Origin of the sequence: Enterococcus sp. AN402, from assembly GCF_040719405.1 — a bacterium.
Classification (GTDB): Bacteria; Bacillota; Bacilli; order Lactobacillales; family Enterococcaceae; genus Enterococcus; species Enterococcus faecalis.
Window position 1 is genome coordinate 2,001,290 of the sequence record NZ_JBFDTM010000004.1, and the last position, 22,233, is coordinate 2,023,522.

22 protein-coding genes are annotated in these 22,233 nt (G+C 37.7%); 3 read left to right on the forward strand and 19 right to left on the reverse strand.

The annotated features are described in order from the left end of the window. Positions 1-26: 26 nt before the first annotated feature. The 4 genes from AB1I62_RS11095 to AB1I62_RS11110 all read right to left on the reverse strand — a co-directional run bounded on the left by AB1I62_RS11095 (position 27) and on the right by AB1I62_RS11110 (position 4,189). Positions 27-1,481 (reverse strand): PTS transporter subunit EIIC, encoded by a 1,455-nt coding sequence (locus AB1I62_RS11095; protein WP_002356713.1) that lies wholly within the window; start codon positions 1,479-1,481, stop codon positions 27-29. 22 nt (positions 1,482-1,503) lie between these two features. After that, positions 1,504-2,394 (reverse strand): N-acetylmuramic acid 6-phosphate etherase, encoded by an 891-nt coding sequence (gene murQ / locus AB1I62_RS11100; protein ID WP_002362196.1) that lies wholly within the window; start codon positions 2,392-2,394, stop codon positions 1,504-1,506. After that, positions 2,369-3,478, reverse strand: coding sequence for a MupG family TIM beta-alpha barrel fold protein (locus AB1I62_RS11105; protein WP_002380596.1), 1,110 nt, complete (start codon positions 3,476-3,478; stop codon positions 2,369-2,371). The genes murQ and AB1I62_RS11105 overlap by 26 nt, the downstream gene beginning before the upstream one ends. A 150-nt stretch (positions 3,479-3,628) precedes the next feature. Next, positions 3,629-4,189 (reverse strand): PTS glucose transporter subunit IIA, encoded by a 561-nt coding sequence (locus AB1I62_RS11110; RefSeq protein WP_002380597.1) that lies wholly within the window; start codon positions 4,187-4,189, stop codon positions 3,629-3,631. Positions 4,190-4,304: 115 nt separating this feature from the next. Here AB1I62_RS11110 and AB1I62_RS11115 point away from each other — a divergent pair, with 115 nt between their 5' ends. Further along, entirely contained in the window at positions 4,305-5,135 is an 831-nt protein-coding gene (locus tag AB1I62_RS11115; RefSeq protein ID WP_002356708.1) for an undecaprenyl-diphosphate phosphatase, read from the forward strand. A gap of 38 nt (positions 5,136-5,173) precedes the next feature. On the opposite strand, the gene AB1I62_RS11120 is transcribed toward AB1I62_RS11115, so the two are convergent. From AB1I62_RS11120 to AB1I62_RS11130, 3 genes are read right to left on the reverse strand one after another with little or no spacing between them, the layout of a single operon-like run. Next, positions 5,174-5,959 (reverse strand): ChbG/HpnK family deacetylase, encoded by a 786-nt coding sequence (locus AB1I62_RS11120; RefSeq protein WP_002356707.1) that lies wholly within the window; start codon positions 5,957-5,959, stop codon positions 5,174-5,176. 18 nt (positions 5,960-5,977) lie between these two features. After that, entirely contained in the window at positions 5,978-6,601 is a 624-nt protein-coding gene (locus tag AB1I62_RS11125) for a DUF47 family protein (protein WP_002356705.1), read from the reverse strand. A gap of 12 nt (positions 6,602-6,613) precedes the next feature. Then, positions 6,614-7,648, reverse strand: coding sequence for an inorganic phosphate transporter (locus AB1I62_RS11130; RefSeq protein WP_002356704.1), 1,035 nt, complete (start codon positions 7,646-7,648; stop codon positions 6,614-6,616). Positions 7,649-7,858: 210 nt separating this feature from the next. On the opposite strand from AB1I62_RS11130, the gene rpsT reads away from it, so the two are divergent. Next, positions 7,859-8,110 carry a 30S ribosomal protein S20 gene (rpsT, locus tag AB1I62_RS11135; protein ID WP_002356703.1) on the forward strand — a complete coding sequence of 84 codons (252 nt, stop codon included), beginning with the start codon at positions 7,859-7,861 and terminating at the stop codon, positions 8,108-8,110. Positions 8,111-8,196: 86 nt separating this feature from the next. Here rpsT and AB1I62_RS11140 read toward each other — a convergent pair whose 3' ends face one another. Then, on the reverse strand, positions 8,197-8,754 hold the full coding sequence (locus tag AB1I62_RS11140) for an acyl-CoA thioesterase (protein WP_174078498.1): 558 nt from the start codon (positions 8,752-8,754) through the stop codon (positions 8,197-8,199). A 168-nt stretch (positions 8,755-8,922) separates the two neighbouring features. Between AB1I62_RS11140 and AB1I62_RS11145 the strand changes: the two genes are divergently transcribed. After that, complete coding sequence (locus AB1I62_RS11145) at positions 8,923-9,864, forward strand: 2-dehydropantoate 2-reductase (RefSeq protein ID WP_202250963.1); 942 nt, start codon at positions 8,923-8,925, stop codon at positions 9,862-9,864. 51 nt (positions 9,865-9,915) lie between these two features. Here AB1I62_RS11145 and holA read toward each other — a convergent pair whose 3' ends face one another. The 11 genes from holA to AB1I62_RS11200 all read right to left on the reverse strand — a co-directional run bounded on the left by holA (position 9,916) and on the right by AB1I62_RS11200 (position 22,210). Further along, complete coding sequence (holA, locus tag AB1I62_RS11150; RefSeq protein ID WP_048737975.1) at positions 9,916-10,944, reverse strand: DNA polymerase III subunit delta; 1,029 nt, start codon at positions 10,942-10,944, stop codon at positions 9,916-9,918. Positions 10,945-11,001: 57 nt separating this feature from the next. Continuing rightward, the gene (locus AB1I62_RS11155) at positions 11,002-13,266 is read right to left on the reverse strand and encodes a DNA internalization-related competence protein ComEC/Rec2 (protein WP_161796751.1); all 2,265 of its coding nucleotides are present in this window, start codon (positions 13,264-13,266) and stop codon (positions 11,002-11,004) included. A 34-nt stretch (positions 13,267-13,300) separates the two neighbouring features. Next, positions 13,301-13,804 carry a ComE operon protein 2 gene (locus tag AB1I62_RS11160; RefSeq protein WP_002356697.1) on the reverse strand — a complete coding sequence of 168 codons (504 nt, stop codon included), beginning with the start codon at positions 13,802-13,804 and terminating at the stop codon, positions 13,301-13,303. Positions 13,805-13,926: 122 nt separating this feature from the next. Further along, positions 13,927-14,604 (reverse strand): helix-hairpin-helix domain-containing protein, encoded by a 678-nt coding sequence (locus AB1I62_RS11165; protein ID WP_033594480.1) that lies wholly within the window; start codon positions 14,602-14,604, stop codon positions 13,927-13,929. A 62-nt stretch (positions 14,605-14,666) separates the two neighbouring features. Next, positions 14,667-15,737, reverse strand: coding sequence for a SepM family pheromone-processing serine protease (locus AB1I62_RS11170; RefSeq protein WP_002382735.1), 1,071 nt, complete (start codon positions 15,735-15,737; stop codon positions 14,667-14,669). Continuing rightward, a complete protein-coding gene (gene coaD / locus AB1I62_RS11175) occupies positions 15,724-16,215 on the reverse strand; it encodes a pantetheine-phosphate adenylyltransferase (protein WP_002356693.1) in 492 nt (163 codons plus the stop codon). Before coaD ends, AB1I62_RS11170 begins: the two co-directional genes overlap by 14 nt. Position 16,216: 1 nt before the next feature. After that, positions 16,217-16,795 carry a 16S rRNA (guanine(966)-N(2))-methyltransferase RsmD gene (rsmD, locus tag AB1I62_RS11180; RefSeq protein WP_324185972.1) on the reverse strand — a complete coding sequence of 193 codons (579 nt, stop codon included), beginning with the start codon at positions 16,793-16,795 and terminating at the stop codon, positions 16,217-16,219. Between the two features lie 74 nt (positions 16,796-16,869). After that, a complete protein-coding gene (locus AB1I62_RS11185; protein ID WP_002359714.1) occupies positions 16,870-17,220 on the reverse strand; it encodes a YlbG family protein in 351 nt (116 codons plus the stop codon). Further along, complete coding sequence (locus AB1I62_RS11190) at positions 17,210-17,644, reverse strand: YlbF family regulator (RefSeq protein ID WP_002356689.1); 435 nt, start codon at positions 17,642-17,644, stop codon at positions 17,210-17,212. Before AB1I62_RS11190 ends, AB1I62_RS11185 begins: the two co-directional genes overlap by 11 nt. Next, the gene (locus tag AB1I62_RS11195; RefSeq protein ID WP_002379682.1) at positions 17,641-18,765 is read right to left on the reverse strand and encodes a CAP-associated domain-containing protein; all 1,125 of its coding nucleotides are present in this window, start codon (positions 18,763-18,765) and stop codon (positions 17,641-17,643) included. The genes AB1I62_RS11190 and AB1I62_RS11195 overlap by 4 nt, the downstream gene beginning before the upstream one ends. Positions 18,766-18,781: 16 nt before the next feature. Then, on the reverse strand, positions 18,782-22,210 hold the full coding sequence (locus AB1I62_RS11200) for a pyruvate carboxylase (protein WP_109538010.1): 3,429 nt from the start codon (positions 22,208-22,210) through the stop codon (positions 18,782-18,784). Between the last annotated feature and the right edge of the window lie 23 nt (positions 22,211-22,233).

The following is a 22,233-nucleotide window of genomic DNA, read 5'->3' on the forward strand; positions in this document are numbered from 1 at the left end:
AGCCAAGTTCTCCTTTTTTCTATTTATTATTTAGTTGTTTGCATATCTTTAGGAATCCCAAAGAATAACGTTGCTACAAAACCACCTGCGTAAGCGGCCAATAAACCTAATACATAAGCAAGCCATTGGTTGTTGGCAATTAACGGAATTAAAGCCACCCCACTTGGTCCAATAGCAATCGCACCAACATTACCGAAGGCCCCAATCACCGCACCACCAATACCACCGCCGATACAAGCAGTAATAAATGGACGTCCTAATGGTAAAGTAACTCCGTAGATTAATGGTTCACCAATACCTAAAATCCCAACTGGCAAGGCACCTTTAATCATTTCAACTAATTTTTTATCTGATTTACAACGAATCCATAATGCTAAAGCTGCACCGACTTGTCCCGCACCAGCCATGGCCAGGATTGGTAATAACAAAGTCATCCCTGTTTGATTAATCATTTCAATGTGGATTGGCGTCAAAATTTGATGTAAACCAAACATTACCATTGGCAAGAAGGTTAAACCAAGAGTAAAGCCAGCAACCATGCCACCTTTTTCTAAGACAACATTGATAATACCAACTAAGCCATTAGAAATAGCTCCGGCTACAGGCATGATTAAGAAAATAGTTGCTAAGCCAATCACTAAAAGTGAAATGGTTGGCGTTACGATAATATCAATTGATTCTGGGACAATTTTATGCAATTGTTTTTCTAACAATGATAATAACCATACGGCAAAAATAACACCGATAATTCCGCCTTGTCCTGCAGATAATGTTCCCCCAGTGAAAATATTACTGATTGGAGCATCTGGATTCATTCCTGTCAACATTGTGACTGCCCCAATAACACCACCCAACGCTGGCGTTGCACCAAAAACGCTGGCACTGTTAATCCCAGTGTAAAGAGCTAAATAAGCAAAAATCCCATTTTTAATGATATTTAAGACATCAATATATTGTTGCCATGAAGCTGAAATATCACCAGCAACAACTAAGTTAGACATAACAGCTGCAATCCCGCCAATAATACCAGCCCCAACAAAGGCAGGAATCATCGGAACAAAGATACTAGAAATGGCTTTTAACACTTTTTTAAATGGTGAAGTGTTATTTTGTTTCGCTTTTTGTTGTGCTTTCATTTGAGCGGCTTTTTCTTCTACTAAATCTTTTCCAGATTTGCCTGCTGAAGCATCAGTTGCGGTGTCATGATTAAATGGTTCTCCCAATTTGACACCTGCTTGATCTACCATTTCTTGTGCAACCTTGTTAACAGTCCCTGGACCAACAACTACTTGCAACGTATCATCTTCTACGACGCCCATAACGCCATCAATTTTTTTCAATCCTTCAATATCCACTTTGTCATAATCGCGGATATCCATACGAACACGAGTCATACAATGAATGACTTTGTCCACGTTTTCTTGACCACCAACTTCTTTATAAATCCCATCAGCAATGCGTTTAATTCTTTCTTCTGCCATGTTAAAACACCCTCCTAATTCCTTAATTTAATGTATTCTTGATAAATTGATTCCCGTCAATTAATTTTTGTGTTGCTTCTTCTTTAGTACTATCAGTTAAAATCATTACAATTGCTAACTTCACATTTTCTTCTGCTTCTACAAATTTTAGTTCGGCAACTTCATAACTACAACCCGTTGCTTCCATAATAATCCGTTTGGAACGCTCCACTAATTTTTCATTGGTTGGTTTTACATCAACCATTAAGTTATTGTAGACTTTCCCAATACCAATCATGGAAATAGTTGATAACATATTTAAAATTAATTTTTGAGCTGTCCCAGATTTCAAGCGAGTCGAACCTGTTAAAAATTCAGGTCCTGCATCTACTTCAATCGGCATTTGTGCATACTTACTAATTTCGGCATCTTTATTACATGCCACAGTTGCGGTAGCTGCTCCCACCGTTGTAGCATATTCTAAACCGCCAATTACATAAGGCGTCCGACCACTGGCTGCAATCCCAACAACAATGTCATTTGCTGATAATTTTAGATCAACTAAATCTTGACGACCTAGTTCTTTTGAATCTTCAGCACCTTCTACTGCGACAGTCATTGCTTTTTGACCACCAGCGATGAGGCCTTGAACCATCTCTGGCTCGACGCCAAAAGTTGGTACGCATTCGGCTGCATCTAAGACACCTAACCGACCACTCGTACCAGCGCCCATGTAGATCAAGCGGCCGCCTTGATTGAAGCTTTTGATGATGGCTTCTACCACTGGTTCAATGGCTGCTAATTCTTGACCCACTGCCATTGCAACTTTTTGGTCTTCTTGATTCATTTTTTGTAACGCTTCTTTGACACTCATCTCATCTAAGCCCATTGTATTTTCATTTCTACGTTCAGTTGTTAAGTTTTCTAAATTCATTTTCTATCGTTCCTTCCGTGACTAGCGTAAATTGATTGCCTGCCTTGATTAACGGCAATATCGTTTGATCTTTTTCAATAATTCGTGTAATCGTATTGACTTTTTCATCTTTCGGCAAGTCCACAAGTGTGACTTGAATTTCTCCCATATAGCGACCATATTTTTCATTATCAATCGTTACGGTTCCCACTGGACGGGCTTCAGTCTGCTCTGACTCAATCGTTGCAATTTCATCTTTTCTGAACATTTCACTCGTTCTTGATAATTCACTTCGCAAAACATCTCTTGCAGCATCTAAACGATTGGTATGACTCCCAAGTATTCGCTTCAAATAGCGGCTCTTGCTAGGTGCTACTTCTAACAGAAATTGATTGGTTTGGTGATAATAACCAAATTGAGCCATGGTTCGCTCACTAATTGTAGGATCACCAATATAAACAGCATCGACATAAGGATCAGCCATCAAACCAACGGCAGCGGCGAAAGGATTTTGCCCCCGATGTTTTTCTAATGTTGGTAAACCAGCAAAAATTGGGCCTCTTGTTTGCCCATCTCCTGGCACAAAAGTAAAAACTTGTAAGCCTAATTCTTTAAGCCAGCGGTTCTTTTCATTAAAAAATGTTGTTCCAATACCTGTTTCAGGTCTTGGATAATAATTATGCCAAGCTTCTAAGCGAGAAAAGTCCGCTTGGTGAGCCTTTAACTCAGCCACTTCTTCCAGTGTAATGGTACTAGCATTCAATCCTATATCAATCTTATGTGAAGCATGAGCCATTTGTTCTATCGTAATGCCGTAGTCCATCCGAAGACCAGTTACGCCCAATTCGATTAAAGGCTCTAATTCATCGAAAGAAAAACCCGCTCTTTTTAACGCTTCACCTGAAATATCTACCATAATTTTCATTTTTTCTGCCTTAGCAATTGCCCCTAAATCAGTCAAGCGTTGGCGGTAAAGGGAAGTATCATCTTCTGGAATGTGTAAAGAAGTGAAAATACCATCAAATCCAAGCGCTTTCATCTTTTTGATATAAATAATTGTATCGTTTGTAATCTCTTCACCAAGAAAAACTGAAATACCATACATCTTTTTAGCTCCTCTCTAATACGCTTTCATTATAACTTGTTTGAAATAAAATTTCAACTATTTTTCTAAATATTTTTTAATTCCAAAATAAAATTTTATTTATGTTCAAAAAAAACAGATATTCCTTTATAGAAATATCTGTCTAATGCATTAATTGGCTGTGGCAGAGCCAACTGGTGTACCAGCTGTAACCACGCCAGTTTTCTCTAACGAAAATTGTGCTACTTTATCCATGTTGGTAATAATAACAACCATTTCAGTTCCTTTACCAGCTGCTTTAATTGCTTCTAAATCAGCAATTGCGACCACCGTATCTGCAGTCACTTGGTCGCCTTCTTTCACTTTAATAGTGAACGGTGCCCCGTTTAACTCTACCGTATCGATACCCATGTGTAATAAAATTTCAAGACCGTTTGTCATTTTTAAACCAATGGCATGTTTTGTTTGGAAAACGCTTAAAACTTCTCCTTCAATAGGTGCATAAATTTCACCATTTTCTGGAACTACTGCATAGCCATCTCCCATCATTTTTTGTGAAAAAACAGGATCATTCACTTCACTAATTGGGATAACGGTTCCATTGGCAACGGCATACATTGTATTATTTTCGACAACTTCATTCTTTTTCTTCAAAAATCCAAACATTTCTCTTCCCCCATTTTTTAAAGTATCACTAGTATAGAAAAAAGTTTCATGAATTACAAGTGGCACCTTTGTATAATTCTAAAATTTATTTTAAAATAAGAATTTGCATTGGCATTTACTTTGTCAGCGGGTATACTTATACTTGATGTATTTTGCATTTATTTCAGAAAGGAATGGTGACATGCTTTTTGCTAACCTATGGAAAGCAATTATTCTTGGTATTATCGAAGGAATTACCGAGTGGCTTCCAATTAGTAGTACCGGACATTTAATTTTAGTGGATGAGTTTATTAAACTCGATCTAAGTAAAGATTTTATGGAAATGTTCAACGTCGTTATCCAATTGGGAGCGATTATGGCGGTTGTTATTTTATACTTCCACAAATTGAATCCTTTCTCACCAAAGAAAAATGGCGAAGAGAAAAAAGATACTTGGATTCTTTGGTCTAAAGTCTTAGTCGCTTGTTTACCAGCGGCAGTTATTGGTCTAAAATTTGATGATTATTTAGATGCACATTTTTATAACTTTTTAACAGTATCGATTATGTTAATTGTTTATGGGATTGCTTTTATTATCATTGAAAAACGAAATAAAAATGTTGCACCGAAGTGTACTAATCTAAAAGACTTCACTTATAAAGCCGCTTTAATCGTTGGTGCTTTCCAAGTACTGGCATTAATTCCAGGAACTTCACGTTCAGGAGCGACCATTTTAGGGGCAATCTTAATTGGGGCCTCACGTTTTGTTGCAACAGAGTTTTCATTTTTCTTAGGAATTCCAGTAATGTTTGGAGCAAGTTTTTTAAAAATCTTTAAATTCTTGGCCAAAGGAAATACGTTTGGGTCAGAAGAAATCATTATTTTATTAACTGGCTCTATTGTTGCCTTCGTTGTTTCCATCATTGCGATTAAATTCTTATTGAATTACTTGAAGAAAAACGATTTTACAGTTTTCGGTTGGTATCGTGTAATTTTAGGTGCGATTTTAATTGGCTATTGGTTATTCTCATAAAAATAAAACCGTTGCTTTCACTGTTGAAAGCAACGGTTTTATTTTTTTAAATCGCCAAACGTTATTCGCTCAATCCCCTGTTCTTCAAACCACTGACGAACACGAGGATCACAAATCGTTGCTAATTCTTTGCAGCGTAAAGTGGTATATGAAGAATTATCTAACACAAATTGATCCAAATACCCAACATCAAAATGCATCTCAGCAATTGCCGATTCCGGCATCCGTAATAAACCAAAGTCATCTTCTAAAAAATTCTCCACTGATACGCCTTCGTGAATATAAGATAGCGCCCCAGACTCTAACAAATGTGTCACCTGGAAATAACCTTGTTGCGGTGGATATTCTTTTTCCCCACTATATTTCAGGGTTGTATGAAGTCCGTACTCTTCTGCTAATTCTAAAAATACTTGATCAACCACTTCATCACCAATCGAATGGCAATCAAAATGTTCAGGATAATGTCCAGTTAGTTCCTTAAAGCGCGTCAATTGCGCAATCGTTTCAAGTCGTACTTCTTCATATACGAAGGTTACTTGCTTTTGTTGACGATAATAAGAAGAGCGATGAAAATTGCCTTGTTCATCTACCAGTGAAGGAATCATACATGGGTCCGCACAAGGTTTCCCTAATAAAAAATTCGTATGCTGACCTACAAATAAGCCTGGATAATTTTTTGCTAACGCAACGGCGTGTTCTGCTGTTGGTAAATTGGGCATCAAAAGTGTCGACGTTGTTAAACCATCGACATAACTTTTGATAATGCCATGATTAATCGCTTCTGACATCCCAAAATCATCAGCATCAACAATTACTTTAACCAACAGCTCCCCCTCTTTTCTTTACGTATTTTTGATGACAATTCCGACAATAATATTAACAGCTGATTCACAATCATTAATCGTGCGCTCAAGCTGATCATAAACATCTTTCCACTTGATAACTTTCAATAAATCTTTTTCGTTAGTCATCAAATCTTTCATGGCGCTACTGTATAATTTATCGCCTTGAGATTCAATCGTATTCACTTCATCAATCAATGAAACTAACGTTTTGGAATTCTTAAATTTTGCAAATTCCTTCGTTGCTGATTTAACGCCTTCTGTCGCTTTAACAATATAAGCAGTTAATTCTAGCGCGGGCGCAATCATTTCTTCGACAACTAAATGATCAAGTAAATAAGACAAACTATTAATGCTATCGATAATGTTATCTAAGTGATCCGTAATATCGACAATATCTTCTCGATCAATCGGCGTAATAAAGGAAATATAGAGTTCATTTAAAATTTTGCGAACAATTTCATCATTCTCTTTTTCCAATTGATGAATCGCTTCTGATTTTTTTACTAAGTTTTCTAATGAATAATTGTCTACAATTTCTTGCAAAACCTTTGCCGCTTCATAAGCATTTGTTGCTAACTGATTTAATTCTCCAAAATAATCAAATTGTTTTTTACGTGCCATGTTTTTCTCTCCTTAAAAAATTGCAATAAATAATTTTGACATCACATAAGCGATCAGCCCACATCCTGGGAAAGTTAAAATCCATGCTATCAGCATTTCTTTCACGATACGCCAGTCAACACTTGAGATTCGCTTAGAAGCACCTACTCCCATAATCGCTGTTGTTTTTGTATGAGTAGTTGAAACTGGAATCCCAAAAGCCGATGCTAAAAATAAACAAATAGCCGTGCTTAAATCTGCAGTGAAGCCTTGATAGCGTTCAAGTTTTACCATATCCATCCCGACTGATTTAATGATTCTCATGCCGCCCACAGAAGTTCCAATGCCCATTGTAATGGAACACAGAACCATAACCCATAACGGAATCACAAAACCGCCACCTGTTTTTTCGACTAAATTATTATAAAAAAGCACTAACATGAACACGCCCATAAATTTTTGCCCATCTTGCGCACCATGTAAAAAAGCATTAGCTCCTGCACCAAAGGCTTGTCCAACTGTAAAAAATTTGTTGGCTTTTCTTCTAGGCACAGCCGAGAAAGCTTTCACAACAAGTTTGGCAATCAAATAACCGCCGCCAAAGCCCATAACGGTAGAAACAACTAGACCAACAAGCACTTTAATCCATTCCGAGCCATTGACTGCACCCAAACCACCTAATGCCATTGCCGAACCAGTCAAGCCGGCAATTAACGCATGGCTTTCACTTGTGGGAATACCAAAATACCACGCAGCAACTGCCCAAACCACAATCGAAAAAAGCGAAGCAGCCAAAGCCACCTGTGAAGCGTTTCCATTTGCGTCAAAACTAACAATGTTACTAATCGTTTCAGCTACTTGGGCATTAAAAAAGGTCATGACTAATGCACCTAAAAAGTTCATCACAACAGCCATCCAAATTGCGACATTCGGTTTTAACACCCGAGTCGAGACAGCGGTTGCAATTGCGTTCGGCGCATCCGTCCAACCGTTAACAAAAATTACACCCATTACCAAAGTAATCGTTACCAATAATGCAATACTCACAAAGACACCACCATTTTTCATTTATCTATTTTATCATAGCATGTTTTAAAAAAAATGTATGCTTTTTTCTTAAGGCTCTGGCAAATTTTCTTATTTTTTTCTTGAAATTGTCTGTTAAGGAAAAAAACTTGTCGTCTTTTATTGCAATGGAACAATGGATTAGGTATAATGATTACTGTTGAATTACATTGGCTGACCAGTGTAAAACCTAAATCATCGGAGGTGAAACAAATGCCAAATATCGAATCTGCAATCAAACGCGTACGTACAAGTGCTAACGCGAATGCGAAAAATTCATCTCAAACAAACGCAATGCGTACAGCAATCAAGAAATTTGAAGAAGCTGTAGCTGCTGGAGCTGATAACGTCGATGCTTTATACAACGAAGCTGTTAAAGCTGTTGATATGGCTGCAACTAAAGGTTTAATCCATAAAAACAAAGCTAACCGCGATAAAATTCGTTTAAGCAAATTAGCTAAATAATGTGAGATAGAAGTTAGCATTCATGTTAGCTTCTTTTTTCATCAAAAAATGTCCAAGTCTGTTTTCACAAAGACTCGGACATTTTTTTATAAAGGTGAATCAATCCACGGTAAATCCGTTGTGAGATGTTGACTAAATAATTTAGTCTCTTCTCGCAAAGCTAAACGTTGTTGTCGTCTCGTTTCATAATTGGAACAAATCAACTTTTCTTCTGCAGTTTCTGGGACGACTGTCGCTAATTGGAAGTCACTTTCAGGATTCATATGAGACGGAATGGCTACAAAAGTTGTAAAACAAGTCGCCGCTAAATAACGCTCTCCAGTTGTTAAATCTTCTCCTACAACTTTAACAAATACTTCCATCGATTTATGATGCACGCCAGAAACAAACGTTTCAACACACACTGAGTGATTTTCTTTTAAAGGTTTTAAAAAATTCAAGTTATCTAAAGATGCTGTAACTGCCCCTCTCCGACAATGTCGTGAAACGGAAATGGATGCGGCGTCATCAATTAAAGACATTAATTTCCCACCAAATAGTGCACCAAAGGGATTTAAATCAAAGGGAAATACACGATGTGTTTGAATCACTCGTGATTCTCGACAAAATTTTTCTTTCGTCATTAACGATTCCTCTACTTTCATTTATAAACTTTTCCACGCTTTACTTTAGCTTACTTTACCATTTGATGCAATCCTTACTTTTTAGGAAACATTTAAAAAATAACAAATTTGCAAGTCCCATTTATTCATTTTTAGGAAAGTTGCTGTATAATAATAACGGTTAAAGAACTTTTAAGGAGATGGATACACATGAAAATTGCAATTGCTGGTGTCGGCGCTATGGGCAGCCGTTTAGGAATTATGTTGCATCAAGGCGGAAATGATGTAACTTTAATCGATCAATGGCCCGCGCACATTGAAGCCATTCGTAAAAATGGTTTAATCGCTGATTTTAATGGAGAAGAAGTTGTCGCAAAACTACCAATCTTCTCACCAGAAGAAATTGACCATCAAAATGAACAAGTTGATTTAATTATTGCTTTAACCAAAGCACAACAATTAGATGCAATGTTTAAAGCGATTCAACCAATGATTACTGAAAAAACGTATGTACTATGTTTATTAAATGGCTTAGGTCATGAAGATGTACTAGAAAAATATGTGCCAAAAGAAAACATCTTGGTTGGCATTACCATGTGGACAGCTGGTTTAGAAGGACCGGGACGTGTTAAACTTTTAGGTGATGGCGAAATTGAATTAGAAAATATTGATCCTTCTGGTAAAAAATTTGCTTTAGAAGTCGTTGATGTCTTCCAAAAAGCTGGTTTAAATCCAAGCTATAGTAGCAATGTTCGCTACTCTATTTGGCGGAAAGCCTGTGTCAATGGTACGCTAAATGGTTTGTGTACAATCCTTGATTGTAATATTGCCGAATTTGGTGCACTACCTGTTAGTGAATCCCTTGTTAAAACATTAATCAGTGAATTTGCAGCAGTCGCAGAAAAAGAAGCCATTCATTTAGATCAAGCAGAAGTCTATACACATATTGCTCAAACTTATGATCCAAACGGTATTGGCTTGCACTATCCGTCTATGTATCAAGATTTAATTAAAAATCATCGTCTCACAGAAATTGATTACATTAATGGTGCTGTTTGGCGCAAAGGACAAAAATACAACGTAGCAACACCTTTCTGTGCCATGTTGACACAGCTTGTTCACGGAAAAGAAGAACTATTAGGAGCTAAATAATAAGAAAGTGCCAGAGACAATCGTTGAATGACGATTGTCTCTGGCACTTTCTTATTTTGCTTGCGCAGTCAATTTTAAAATAAATAATTGGAATAGTAATTCTTTATCCATTTGGCCCGTTTTCATGCGATAATCATTTTCAACTAATTCATCATAAAGTCTTTCTAATCGAGACAATTCAAATCGTCGGACTTGTTGTAACGCTAACTTGACTCGATAAGGATGAACCTTTAATGTATCAGCGATATTCGCTTGTTGATAGCCCATCTTAGCCAAAATTTTTGTTTGTAGAAAAAGGCGAATCTGATTCAATAAGATTGCATTTAACTTAATGGTTTCTTCTCCTTGTAAAAGTAAATCTTCATACAATTGAACAGCTTTTTCACTGTTTCCAGAAAGTACTTCGTTGGTTAAGTCAAAAACATTATGTTCCAAAGACTTAGGGACTAATTCTTGAACCGCACCTCGTGTAATTATCTTCGTTTCAAGGGCATATAAATACAGCTTCTGTAATTCTCCCATAATTTTTGATAAGTTCAAGTCTGTCAATTGAAGTAATAAATCAAAAGCATCGGAGCGAATAGTGTACCCTTCACTCTCAATCGTTTGAGAAATGTACTGACGAATAGCCTTTTCATCCATTGGATTGACGTCAACTACTGTGGCATTTTTTTTCAATGCTTTGGTAATTTTTTTGCGTTCATCTAATTTTTCATAAGAGGCCATAAAAACAAGAACAGTTGTTGGTGATGGACTTTCCAAATAATTCAATAAAAGATTGACATCATGTTCCACACCGTTTGTTTTTCTTTCGGCAGTTAAAAAGTAAGGATTTTCCACAAAGACAAGGCGATAATCACCAAAAAACGGAATCGTTTCCGCTTCAGCAATCGCTGCACTTAAAGGTGTTTCCTCCATATCAAATGAGAAAAAGTTAAATTGATCATCCTCTTCCGTCAACAATTCTTTCATCAATGTTGTTTTAAATAATTCAGTTAAATAAAGTTCTGTTCCTATTAATAAATACACTGGAGCGATTTTTTGCTCTCGCACTTCTTTCAAAGCTTTTTGTAACTCCATTGGCTCGCTCCTTTTCTCGTTTCTCTTGTTTATCCTATCATGTTACTTCTGGAAATACTAGTCTTGTTCTTTAACAAATTTGGCTTTAGAAAGCCCTTTCCAGGGTAACCATTGATAATAAATCATTCCTTGAAGATCAGTCCGATAATAATTTATTTTTTGCTCTTCCAGCGTCACTAATGTCTCCTGATGAGGATGTTTAAAACGATTATTCAGTCCAGCTGAAATCAATGCTTCTCGCGGATTAAGCTGTTTGATAAATCTTTTAGTAGACGACGTTTTACTACCATGATGACCGACTTTCAAGATGTCGATTTTCAACTGGGGATAGCGAGCCAACACTTGTTCTTCTCCTTCGGCTTCCAAGTCACCAGTAAATAAAAAATGCCGTCCGCCTAATTGTGTGGAAAACACTATCGAGTCATTATTGCCCCCAATACTGCTCTTATTTGGTGATAAAATTTGAAAAGAAACGGGCCCATTAATTCGCTTGGGCGCTAAAATTGGCCGACAGTCTGTCCCGCTTTTTTGGAGTTGTTTCAAGACTTGGCGAAACGAAAAATTGGCTTCAGCTGCTCCTTTAGGAAAATAAAGAACAGAAATTGGAACCTTCTGCGCAATGGCTAATAAATCGCCAAAATGGTCTTCATGTGCGTGTGTGATGATCACTTCATCTAAACGTTTGACCCCTTGACTTTTGAGAAAAGGAATCACTGAATATTCCGCTCCTGATCGACTATTTTTCCGTTGCCGCCAAGCTTCTTTGTCAAAAGACAACCGACCACCTGTATCGATCAATGTATTTTTTCTGTGAAAAGGCGCTTGGATAAACAAACTATCCCCTTGGCCTACATCGATCATTGCAACAATGCCAATTGGCGAAAGGTATTTACTATTTATCAAAACAATTAGTAGTCCGATTGAGAAAAAAATTTTTTTAGACTTGTCTGCTAAATAAATCATTGAAAATCCGATTAGTAATAACAAACTAATTTGTATCCAAGCATTTAAATAGCCGATGGTCAGCTTCGGATTTAAGTGAACTAGCACCCACTCAAATAAGCCATTCATTGTTAAAAATAGTGGTTCGAGCAAGGCTGCTAAATAACGTGCTGGCATAATAATCACTAGAAAAAAGCTCAACGTCAAAAGCGGTAACAAGAACCGTTCAAAAATTGGTAACAAGAGAAATGTTAAGAAACTTCCTAACAAGGGCCATTCATAAAATGATTGGACTAAAATAGGTAAGGAAGCCACAGCCAATAGGAAAGAGCCTAAACAATTTTTAATGAAAGGCGAAGAATAACCAACCAATGTTTGCTCTAAAAACAGCAGAACAAAAGAAAGTAAGTAACTAAATTGACCGCCGACTGAAAAAAAGAGGGTTGGCTGAACAATCAAGTGCACTAAGAGAGTTAAACTCCAACAATCGAGGGCCGGAACCTGCCAATTAAACCGTCGATTGAACGTATTGAGGTTTGTTTGTAAAAGCGCCCGCATGACACTAACTGAGAATCCTGTTAAACCAGCATATATCAGAGAAAAACCGCATTGCCACAAAAAATAACTTTCTTGCGTTTGGCGAGCGATTCTTAGCATCAGCAAGCGAAATAAACGAAGGAAAAAAGAAACATGCATCCCTGACAAACTAAAAAGATGCAAAATGCCTAATGCTGAAAATTTATCGCTTATTTCAGCAAATTCTTCATTACGAAAACCTAAGAGCAACGCATTCATATACATTGCACTAGTCTCAGCAAAATTTTTCTGAATATGTACCATCGCCCACTTCCGCCAGCCGCTAATGATTTCTTTAAACCGCCAAGAAAAAAAGGAACGCGGTTGTCCTATCTCCTCAATGAATAAAATAGCTTCGATTCCTTGATTCTTTAAAAATAGTTGATAATTGAAGCCATTTTTGTTGGTTTGACCTTGGGGCGAGTCTAAAATACCTACAGCGGTTGCCTGAATGGTTGTGGTTAGTTGTTGCCATTGCTGTTTTTCTTTCACACTTTTTAATTGATAAAATGCCATCACTTTCTGCCTTTTGCCTTTTACGATCCAATTGGCAGAAAATTTTACTTGATCACCATCTACTTGTATTTCATCTGGTAATATCGTTAGCTGTCCTGACAAGCGGACTTCTTTAGGCAACAAAGAGACTGGCTTTAACCACTGGAAAATCAATATGCCCCCTACTATTAAAAAACTGCACAAAAAGCCTCCCAATATAACAGGAAAACTTTTTGTACAGACAATACGGATAACAGTGATAGAAAAAAGAAGAGCTCCTAATAGACTAGGTGCGAAAAAACACCACAGCCCACAACTAGTCAGTAGAGCTACGAAGAACCAATTATTCCTCAGCTGAGGAAGGATTGTCCTCAAGTGTGGCAAATTCTTCTCCCCATTGTAATTCGGCAAAATATTTTGGTACTAAAGTCACTTTTTCAACCGTGGCTCCTACTTGTTCAATTAAATTTAGGGCGTACGCATCATTACGGTAATCCTTTAAATAATAAATCTTTTTAATCCCTGCTTGTAAAATCATCTTTGTACATTGCAGGCAAGGGAAATGTGTCACATAAATTTCTGCCCCTTCTGTAGGGACGCCAAACTTCGCACATTGTAAAATTGCATTCATTTCTGCGTGGATTGTCCGAACGCAATGATTATCAACAACATAGCATCCTTCATCAATACAATGCGTTCCGCCACTGACTGAACCATTGTAACCTCCTGCAATAATTCGTTTGTCGCGAACAATGGTTGCTCCGACAGTTAACCGTGTGCAAGTACTTCTTAATGATAATAAGACGCTTTGTCCCATAAAATATTGGTCCCATGGAATTCGTTCCATAATAAACCTCCTTTATTTTTAATGACTCCTGTGTTCGATTTGCCAAATCATTTAATCTTATTACAAATAGTATGTTATCCGCATCCCATAGTCAAGAATTCTCAGGAATTTTCTGTTAAAAGTTAGCCAGTCACTGTCAACATGTCTTTTAAACGTTCTACTGTTTTCTCTCCAATACCTGGAACATTTTTCAGTTCCTCGACGGTTTTAAACGGTCCTTGTTCGTCACGAAAGCGAATAATCTCTTGTGCTTTTTTCGCACCGATTCCTGAAATCGTTTGTAGCTCTGCTTCTGTTGCCGTATTAAGGTTGATTTTTTCCTCCTGATTTTGCTGAGCAGGTGCTGATTCCTGCAGCGTTTCTAATGACTGTGCCATTGCTTCTCCTTTTTTGGGCACGTAAATAATCATTTGATCTTTTACTTTTTGCGCGTAATTGACCTGGGCAGTATCAGCTTCCTCGCTCACGCCTCCAGCTAAAGCTAAAGCATCCCAAATCCGCTGCTGAGTTTTTAGTTGATAGATTCCTGGTACTTTCACTGCGCCTTTAATATCAACATAGATCATTGTTTCTGCCCTTTCTTTTGTAGCATCTGTGGCGACCTCTGCCGTAGTGGTCAAACTTGTCTCCTCCCACATTGTGGTGTCTACTTGTGGCTCCTTATTAACCATCAAATAAATTCCCACTAATAGAGTTATCAAAATAACTATAGACGCACCACTACCTAGCAATAGCCACTTTTTGGGTAACTGTTTCAACCAATCCATCGTTTGTCCTCCCTTCAAAATATAATTACGCATTTTTTAACAAAAAAATGCGCCTGGACCAAAAATCACTAGTAATTTTTGGCCCAGGCGTACTTTTATTTTAATTTTTCTAGATAGTTCAAGGCATCTTGAACCGTTTTTACTGGGACAATTTTCATTTTTGTCCCAATTTTTTTCGCAGCTTCTTGTGCTTCTTGATAATTCGATTTGATTTTCGGCTCAACTTTTTTCATTTCTGAAGTTATTTCATCATCGGGTGCAAAGAAAATTTCTGCACCGTTCTCACTGGCTGTTACAACTTTTTTGTCAATACCACCGATTCTACCAACGATTCCTTGACTGTTCATCGTACCTGTTCCAGCAATTTCATGACCTTTACGTAAATCTTTATGACTTAATTGTTCATAGGTCTGCAAAGTAAACATTAACCCAGCCGATGGCCCACCAATATCACCCGCTTCAATAGATACTGGGATAGAAGAATCAATTTCTGTATGATCGGTCAAACCAATACCAATCCCCGCTTTTTTATCTGTTGGCAATTCAATTAATTTGCCGGTCGCTTCTTTTGCTTTGCCATCTTGAATAAATTGAACAGTGACTTTTTGATTCACTTTTTGTGCTTTAATGTAATTCATTAATTCTTCACTGCTTTTAAAAGATTTGCCATCCACGCCTGTCACGGTATCGCCAACTTCAATTTTTCCTTTAAAACTTGAGTTGTCTTCCATCGCTAACACATAGACGCCTTTAAATTTCATCTCATATGGAACCTTCGCTAATTTTAAGGCTTGCTCAATTGCGGCGTTTTTTGAGGAATCCATATAGTATTGTTGAATTCGATTATATTCGCTATTACTACTATCTCCCATTAATTCTTTTTTTGACATGACTTCTTGAAAATCCGAAAAGTTTGCTTTTATGGCAGAAAAAATAGTGGCCGAACGAATGCCCACCGTTGTTAAATAAAAAGCACCTGACTGCGTATCTTTTTTTCCATCAACAGTTACAAACTCTTTTAAATTTTCTGTCGTTCCTGGTCCTTCAATATAATAAGGAATTGGGACGATAAACAAACCAATTAGCAGCAATGCCAATACCATTGGAATGAGTGATTTAAACGAAAATTTTTCTGTTTTTTTATTCATTATTTTAGCTCCAGTCATTCTTCTTTTGTTTTAACGCATGATAAATATTGGGAGGAAGATAGTCAGACACATCGCCCCCAAAACGTAAAACTTCTTTTAGTAAACTGGAACTTACATGTGCATATGGTTCTTCTGCTAATAGAAAAACCGTTTCAATTTCTGGCGCCAGATGTTGATTCATTTTAGCAATGTCTTTCTCGTACTCGTAGTCTTTGACGTTTCTAATGCCACGAATCAAAAAATTAGCCCCTAATGATTTTGCACTTTCCACAGTTAACTGGGTTTCTTGCATGATAACACGCACATTTGGCATTTCTTTAGTTGCTTCTTCAATTAAATATTTTTTCTCTTCTGGCGTAAATAATGTTTGCTTACTTGTATTTATAAAAACGCCAATGATGACTTCGTCAAATAACTTCGCACTGCGTTCAATCAAATTTAAATGACCATTTGTCATCGGATCAAAACTTCCGGGAAATAGAGCAATTTTACGCATCTTACGCCTCCTGACGATAAATCGTTACTTGAGTGATTCCGTAAACGGTTTCTCTTATTTTTTCTAGTGTACCAATCGTTTCCGGTAATTTGACAGTTTTATCTGTTTCACAAACGATAACGGCTTCGTTTGTTAATAACTGCCGTTCTAACATCTTTTCTAATTGTGAAACAATTTCTTGTTTGGCATAGGGCGGATCCAATAAGACCAAATCAAATTGTAGCTTCTCTTCATAAAACTGTTCTAAGGCACGATTAGCATCCATTTTTCTAACTTCAAATTTTTCTGGTTCTTTTGTAATCGCAATATTTTCTTTAATTACTTTTAGTGCAGCAAAATTCTTTTCAATACAAATACTTTTGTCCATTCCACGAGAAACGGCTTCAATCGCTAACCCGCCACTTCCTGAATATAAATCCAGCGCCATTCCACCATCGAAATATGGACCAATCATATTAAAAATAGATTCTTTTACTTTATCTGTTGTGGGCCTAGTATTGTCGCCATCTAACGCTTTCAAGCGCCGGCCACCATATTCTCCAGAAATAACACGCATTGTTTCGACTCCTTTATCAATCATTCTTTTATAATTCATTATAACAAAAAGAGTGAAAAATGTTTGAAATTTCTCATAACATTTCTCACTCTTTTGCATTAGACATTCTCTGCTAAGCGAATCTCTGTAGATAATTCCTCTACTACATAGCCATCGTCTTCTTGTTCTTGATAAGCCGCTTTGGTACCAATTTTTTCAGCAAAATTCATTTCGACATCTGGTCGATACGATTTATCGACACTACGAACAAAATGTAACTGATTAATTTTTTCCATGTTACTTTCAATATTTTCTTCATTCATGTAAATCACCACATATTTCATTTTTCGTGAAACATAGTGAATCAGTCCATATCGGCGTAACTGTTTTAACGGTTTTAATGTGTATACCCAAACAATTAGGCAACGACGCTCTTGAAGCGTAAATTCTTTTTCTTCTTTAGCTTGCATGGCAGCTTCCTCCACAACCTGAATGTTTCTTTCCTCGTTCAAAGAAAGGATTTCCAGCATCTACTTTAATATCTTCAGAAATTAGTTGCGCAATCTTTAAACCAATTGTATCTAGCAACGTTTGAACGTTTGTCTCAGCAAAACGATAATTTGCAACGATTTCATTTAAATCAAGCGCCCGCTTCGCTTTACGTAGGGCTCGTTGTTTCTCCCGAAAATCGGGTGCATGAATTCCATAAGCTTCTACTCGTTCAAAGGCTGACTTAGCTTCTAAAAATGCTTTTTGTAACTGAGCAACTTCCGCCGAAGCATACATAGCTTTTTTTGTTTCTTTATAGTTTTGAACAGCATCACTTTCTAAAAGTGCTGAAATTAAGCATTCTGTTTGATCTTCAATTGCAAATAAATGTTCTGTCACAATCATAACTTTTCACTACTCTCCGTGATTTGCCTATTTTCTGGTCGTTTCTCTAATAAGACTAACACACCTTCATTGGAAAAGGCAACGCCCAATTCTGTCGTTTCTGACTCAGCAAAATAGCTATCATATTGCGGGTCCGAAAACCATGACAAAATAGTAAAGGTACTATCATAAACAGGTTCTTGGAAAATACCTGCTGGTTCTCTCAACGAAAGTTTGCTCGTTTTAACTAATAAAGAAAATTCGTCCTTAGTCAAATGAAAGGGATGAATGGCTGTATGTTCCTCTCTCGTTTGTAACAATTCTGCTTGTCGATTTGCCGACAAAATTGTTGGTGTATGGTTAGCCATCGTTTGATACAATGTTTGGGCATCTTTTTGACTTTGTGTAGAGACTGAAAAAGCAGCTTGATTTTCTTGCTGTTTAACCAGATTCATGACATAAATCGCTTGGTTACTTTGAACAGGATCGAAGGTCATTGACTGCGTTATATCAACTGGCAAAGGAGAACCTTCATTTAATTGATACGGCATTTCCGTGAGCAACGTTTCTTTATTGACATAATTAACTGCCATTAAACCGCCTGTCCGCTGATTAAAAAATAACACTGCAAAACTGCCATTATCAAAAGCAACCAGTGGTCGATAGTTCATATCTTCTTCCATCAGCTCGACATCGTAAGCTTCATGATGAAAATTAAATGCAAAATTCGAATAAATCGTCATTAAATCAGACAAGTCAGCAAGCTTCATATCTATCTTAAACGGTTCTATCATTTTGTCATTGTTAAAGGCCTTAATTGCGATGACTTTATTTTCTCGAACGTTGACTTCTAAGTAATCATTCATCGTCAAACCGAACGTCCATAATTCATACGTACGACCTGTTTTAATTTTTTCTTTAGGATTGCCAAACTGGCGGATAAAGGTTTCCACATCTTTCCCTATGTATGCTGCGTAGCCAGAAGCTGGCAATTCTTCATGAGGAACAGCGGTGTGAGCGCTGGATAAGCGCCCACTTTGAGCTGTTTCGGTTGGTTTTTCAGCAGGGAAAAAAACTGGCTCTAAATATCCGATGAGTAGAACTGTTAAAAAAACAGCAGTAAAGGCCCAAAATCGCTTCATTTTTTCCCCTCTCATCTTATTTTTCTTTTACTTCTAATAACAAATCACCTGAGCTGATTGCTTCGCCTTTTTCAACATAAATGTGATCTACCGTGCCCGCAAAACGTGCTTCGATAGTCGTTTCCATTTTCATGGCTTCTGTAATCAGCAACGGCTGACCTTTTTCTACTTTATCGCCACGTTTGACCAATACTTGTAGAACAGAACCAGACATCGTTGCGCCGATTTGTTCTTTATTAGTTGGTTCCGCCTTTTGTTTTACTTGAACAGCAGACTTAATGGAGGCATCTTTAACTAAAACCTCACGACGTTGCCCATTCAAATTGAAGAACAAGATACGGTTTCCGTCAATATCAGGTTCGCCAATTTCATCTAAACGAATAATTAACGTTTTTCCTCGTTCAATTTGAACTTCCAATGTCTCTCCTTGACGAATACCATTAAAGAATGTTGGCGTATCTAATAAGGTTATATCTCCAAAGGTTTCGTATTTTTGACGATACTCTAAAAATACTTGTGGATACATTAAATAACTTAAAACTTCTTCCAATTTAGGTTGATACCCAATTTTTTCGGCTAATTCTTCTTGTACTTTCGCAAAATCAACAGGTGCTGCTAAGTCACCTGGCCGCTCTGTGAAGGCTGGTCGACCTTTTAGAATAATTCGTTGCAGCTCTTTCGGGAACCCACCAACTGGTTGACCTAAATCACCTTGGAAAAAAGTCACAACGGATTCAGGAAAACTTAGTTCTTCACCACGCGCATAAACATCTTGTTCTGTCAGATGATTTTGAACCATGAAGAGTGCCATGTCTCCCACGACTTTTGAAGATGGCGTCACTTTTACAATATCGCCAAACATCAAATTCACTGTGTGATACATTTTTTTGATTTCATCCCAACGGTGCCCTAAGCCTACCGCTTTTGCTTGCTGCTGTAGATTAGAGTATTGACCACCAGGCATTTCATGCATATAGACTTCTGTTTGCGGGGCATTTAACCCATTTTCAAATGGTTGATAATACATGCGCACATCTTCCCAATAATGATTGATTTTCTGTGCATTATCAATGTTAATAGTTGGCGTCCGTTCACCATTGACTAAAGCATAATATAGACTGTTCATACTTGGCTGGCTAGTTGCACCACTCATCGCACTCATTGCGACGTCAACAATGTCAACGCCCGCTTTAGTAGCTGCTGAATATGTGATGATCCCATTGCCACTAGTATCGTGGGTGTGGAGATGAATTGGTAAATCCGTGGCTGCCTTTAATTCACTAATTAAACGATAAGCAGCTTGTGGTTTCAATAAGCCAGCCATATCTTTAATCGCAATGATTTGTGCACCTAAACTTTCCAATTCTTTAGCCATATCAAGGTAATATTGAACATTATATTTTGCTCGGGCTGGATCATTGATGTCCCCAGTATAACAAATTGCTGCTTCCGCAATTTTTCCGGTATCCCGAACGACTTGAATACTTTTTTCCATTTGAGGAATCCAGTTTAAGCTATCAAAGATTCGAAAAACATCGACTCCTTGGCGAGCGGATTCTTTAATAAATTCTTCAATAACATTATCAGGGTAATTTTGATAGCCTACCGCATTAGATCCTCTGAACAGCATTTGTAAAAGTGTATTTGGCATCAACTGACGAATTTTTCTTAAACGTTGCCATGGGTCTTCGGTTAAGAAACGATAGGCAACATCGAACGTAGCGCCACCCCACATTTCACTAGAAAACAGCTCAGGCAGGGCTGCATCAGTTAGACCAGCAATTGCTTTAAAATCTTGTGTTCTCACACGAGTAGCTAATAAACTTTGGTGCGCATCACGGAACGTGGTATCTGTCATTAACACACTTTCTTGATTCTTAACCCAATCGATGACGGCGGTTGCTCCTTGAGCGTCTAGAATATTTTTAGCTGTGATCACTTTTTCTGGAACTTCAATATCTGTCGGCACGCGCGGGGCTTCAAAATATTTTTTCTCCGTTCGTTCAATGCCAGGGAACCCATTGACCGTTACTTCTCCAATGTATTTCATCGTTTTATTGCCACGATCGCGCATACGAGGAAATTCAAATAATTCAGGTGTATTATCAATAAAGGTTGTTTTGGCTTCGCCAGATTGAAACGCTGGATAGCTCACAACATTTTGTAAAAACGGAATATTTGTTTTCACGCCACGAATCCGAAATTCTTTTAAGCAGCGTTGCATTTTACTGATTGCCTGTTCAAAAGAGAAACCATGCGTACAGACTTTAACCAATAAAGAATCAAAATAGGGCGTCACAGCGTAGCCAGAATAAGCATTCCCTACATCTAAACGCACACCAAACCCACCTGGTGAACGATACGTATCAATTTTCCCTGTATCTGGCATAAATTGGTTCAGGGGATCTTCAGTCGTAATCCGACATTGAATAGCCGCGCCTTTTAATGTCAATTCGTTTTGTTTTGGCAAATGCATATCTTTATGCAAATCAAGCCCTTGTGCAATTTGTAATTGAGAGATTACAATATCAATATCTGTAATCATTTCTGTGATAGTATGTTCTACCTGAACACGAGGATTCACTTCAATAAAATAAAACTGATCCCCTTCTACTAAAAACTCAACCGTTCCCGCATTCACGTAGCCGACATGCGCCATTAACTGCACAGCAGCCGAACAAATGGCTGCTCGTTGTTCTTCATTCATTGATACACATGGTGCGACTTCTACCACTTTTTGGTGGCGCCGTTGAACGGAACAATCACGTTCAAATAAATGCAAGACATTCCCATGATGATCGCCTAAAATTTGTACTTCGATATGTTTAGGATTAGAAATATACTTTTCAACATAAACCTCGTCAGAACCAAAGGCTGCTTTCGCTTCGCTTTTGGCTCTTTCGTAACCTTCTCGTGCTTCCTTGGCATCGTGGGCAACGCGCATCCCGCGACCGCCGCCACCTAAAGCAGCTTTAATCATGATAGGAAAGCCATGCGTTTCACCAAAAGCTACGACCTCTTCCACCGTTGCTACTGGCCCATCTGAACCTGGAATCGAAGCAATCCCCGCAGCTACAGCTGCTTCTTTTGCTTTAATTTTATCGCCAAAAATATCTAAATGATGTGTTTTAGGTCCAACAAAAATGATTCCTTCTTCTTCACAACGTTCGGCGAAGCGTAAGTTTTCAGATAAAAAGCCATAACCAGGATGAATGGCATCTGCTCCCGATTTTTTGGCAATTTGGATAATGTTTTCAATGTCTAAATAGGCTTCAATTGGTTTTTTCCCTTTACCAACTAAATACGCTTCATCTGCTTTGAAACGATGAACAGAATACTCATCTTCTGCAGCATAAATCGCTACTGTACGGATATCTAATTCTGTACAAGCTCTAAAAATTCGAATCGCAATTTCGCCACGATTGGCAACTAATACCTTTTTCATAACGTCACTCCTACCATCAATTT

Bases quoted from the DNA above. Each gene is read 5' to 3' on its own strand.
- rpsT (WP_002356703.1), top strand. From the start codon at position 7,859: ATGCCAAATATCGAATCTGCAATCAAACGCGTACGTACAAGTGCTAAC.
- AB1I62_RS11195 (WP_002379682.1), bottom strand. From the start codon at position 18,765: ATGAAGCGATTTTGGGCCTTTACTGCTGTTTTTTTAACAGTTCTACTC.
- rsmD (WP_324185972.1), bottom strand. From the start codon at position 16,795: ATGATTGATAAAGGAGTCGAAACAATGCGTGTTATTTCTGGAGAATAT.
- AB1I62_RS11095 (WP_002356713.1), bottom strand. From the start codon at position 1,481: ATGGCAGAAGAAAGAATTAAACGCATTGCTGATGGGATTTATAAAGAA.
- AB1I62_RS11125 (WP_002356705.1), bottom strand. From the start codon at position 6,601: ATGGCACGTAAAAAACAATTTGATTATTTTGGAGAATTAAATCAGTTA.
- AB1I62_RS11165 (WP_033594480.1), bottom strand. From the start codon at position 14,604: ATGCGTAATTATATTTTGAAGGGAGGACAAACGATGGATTGGTTGAAA.
- AB1I62_RS11200 (WP_109538010.1), bottom strand. From the start codon at position 22,210: ATGAAAAAGGTATTAGTTGCCAATCGTGGCGAAATTGCGATTCGAATT.
- AB1I62_RS11140 (WP_174078498.1), bottom strand. From the start codon at position 8,754: ATGAAAGTAGAGGAATCGTTAATGACGAAAGAAAAATTTTGTCGAGAA.
- holA (WP_048737975.1), bottom strand. From the start codon at position 10,944: ATGGAGTTACAAAAAGCTTTGAAAGAAGTGCGAGAGCAAAAAATCGCT.
- AB1I62_RS11170 (WP_002382735.1), bottom strand. From the start codon at position 15,737: ATGACTGGAGCTAAAATAATGAATAAAAAAACAGAAAAATTTTCGTTT.
- murQ (WP_002362196.1), bottom strand. From the start codon at position 2,394: ATGAATTTAGAAAACTTAACAACTGAACGTAGAAATGAAAATACAATG.
- coaD (WP_002356693.1), bottom strand. From the start codon at position 16,215: ATGCGTAAAATTGCTCTATTTCCCGGAAGTTTTGATCCGATGACAAAT.
- AB1I62_RS11105 (WP_002380596.1), bottom strand. From the start codon at position 3,478: ATGTATGGTATTTCAGTTTTTCTTGGTGAAGAGATTACAAACGATACA.
- AB1I62_RS11115 (WP_002356708.1), top strand. From the start codon at position 4,305: ATGCTTTTTGCTAACCTATGGAAAGCAATTATTCTTGGTATTATCGAA.
- AB1I62_RS11185 (WP_002359714.1), bottom strand. From the start codon at position 17,220: ATGCAAGCTAAAGAAGAAAAAGAATTTACGCTTCAAGAGCGTCGTTGC.
- AB1I62_RS11190 (WP_002356689.1), bottom strand. From the start codon at position 17,644: ATGATTGTGACAGAACATTTATTTGCAATTGAAGATCAAACAGAATGC.
- AB1I62_RS11130 (WP_002356704.1), bottom strand. From the start codon at position 7,648: ATGAAAAATGGTGGTGTCTTTGTGAGTATTGCATTATTGGTAACGATT.
- AB1I62_RS11145 (WP_202250963.1), top strand. From the start codon at position 8,923: ATGAAAATTGCAATTGCTGGTGTCGGCGCTATGGGCAGCCGTTTAGGA.
- AB1I62_RS11160 (WP_002356697.1), bottom strand. From the start codon at position 13,804: ATGGAACGAATTCCATGGGACCAATATTTTATGGGACAAAGCGTCTTA.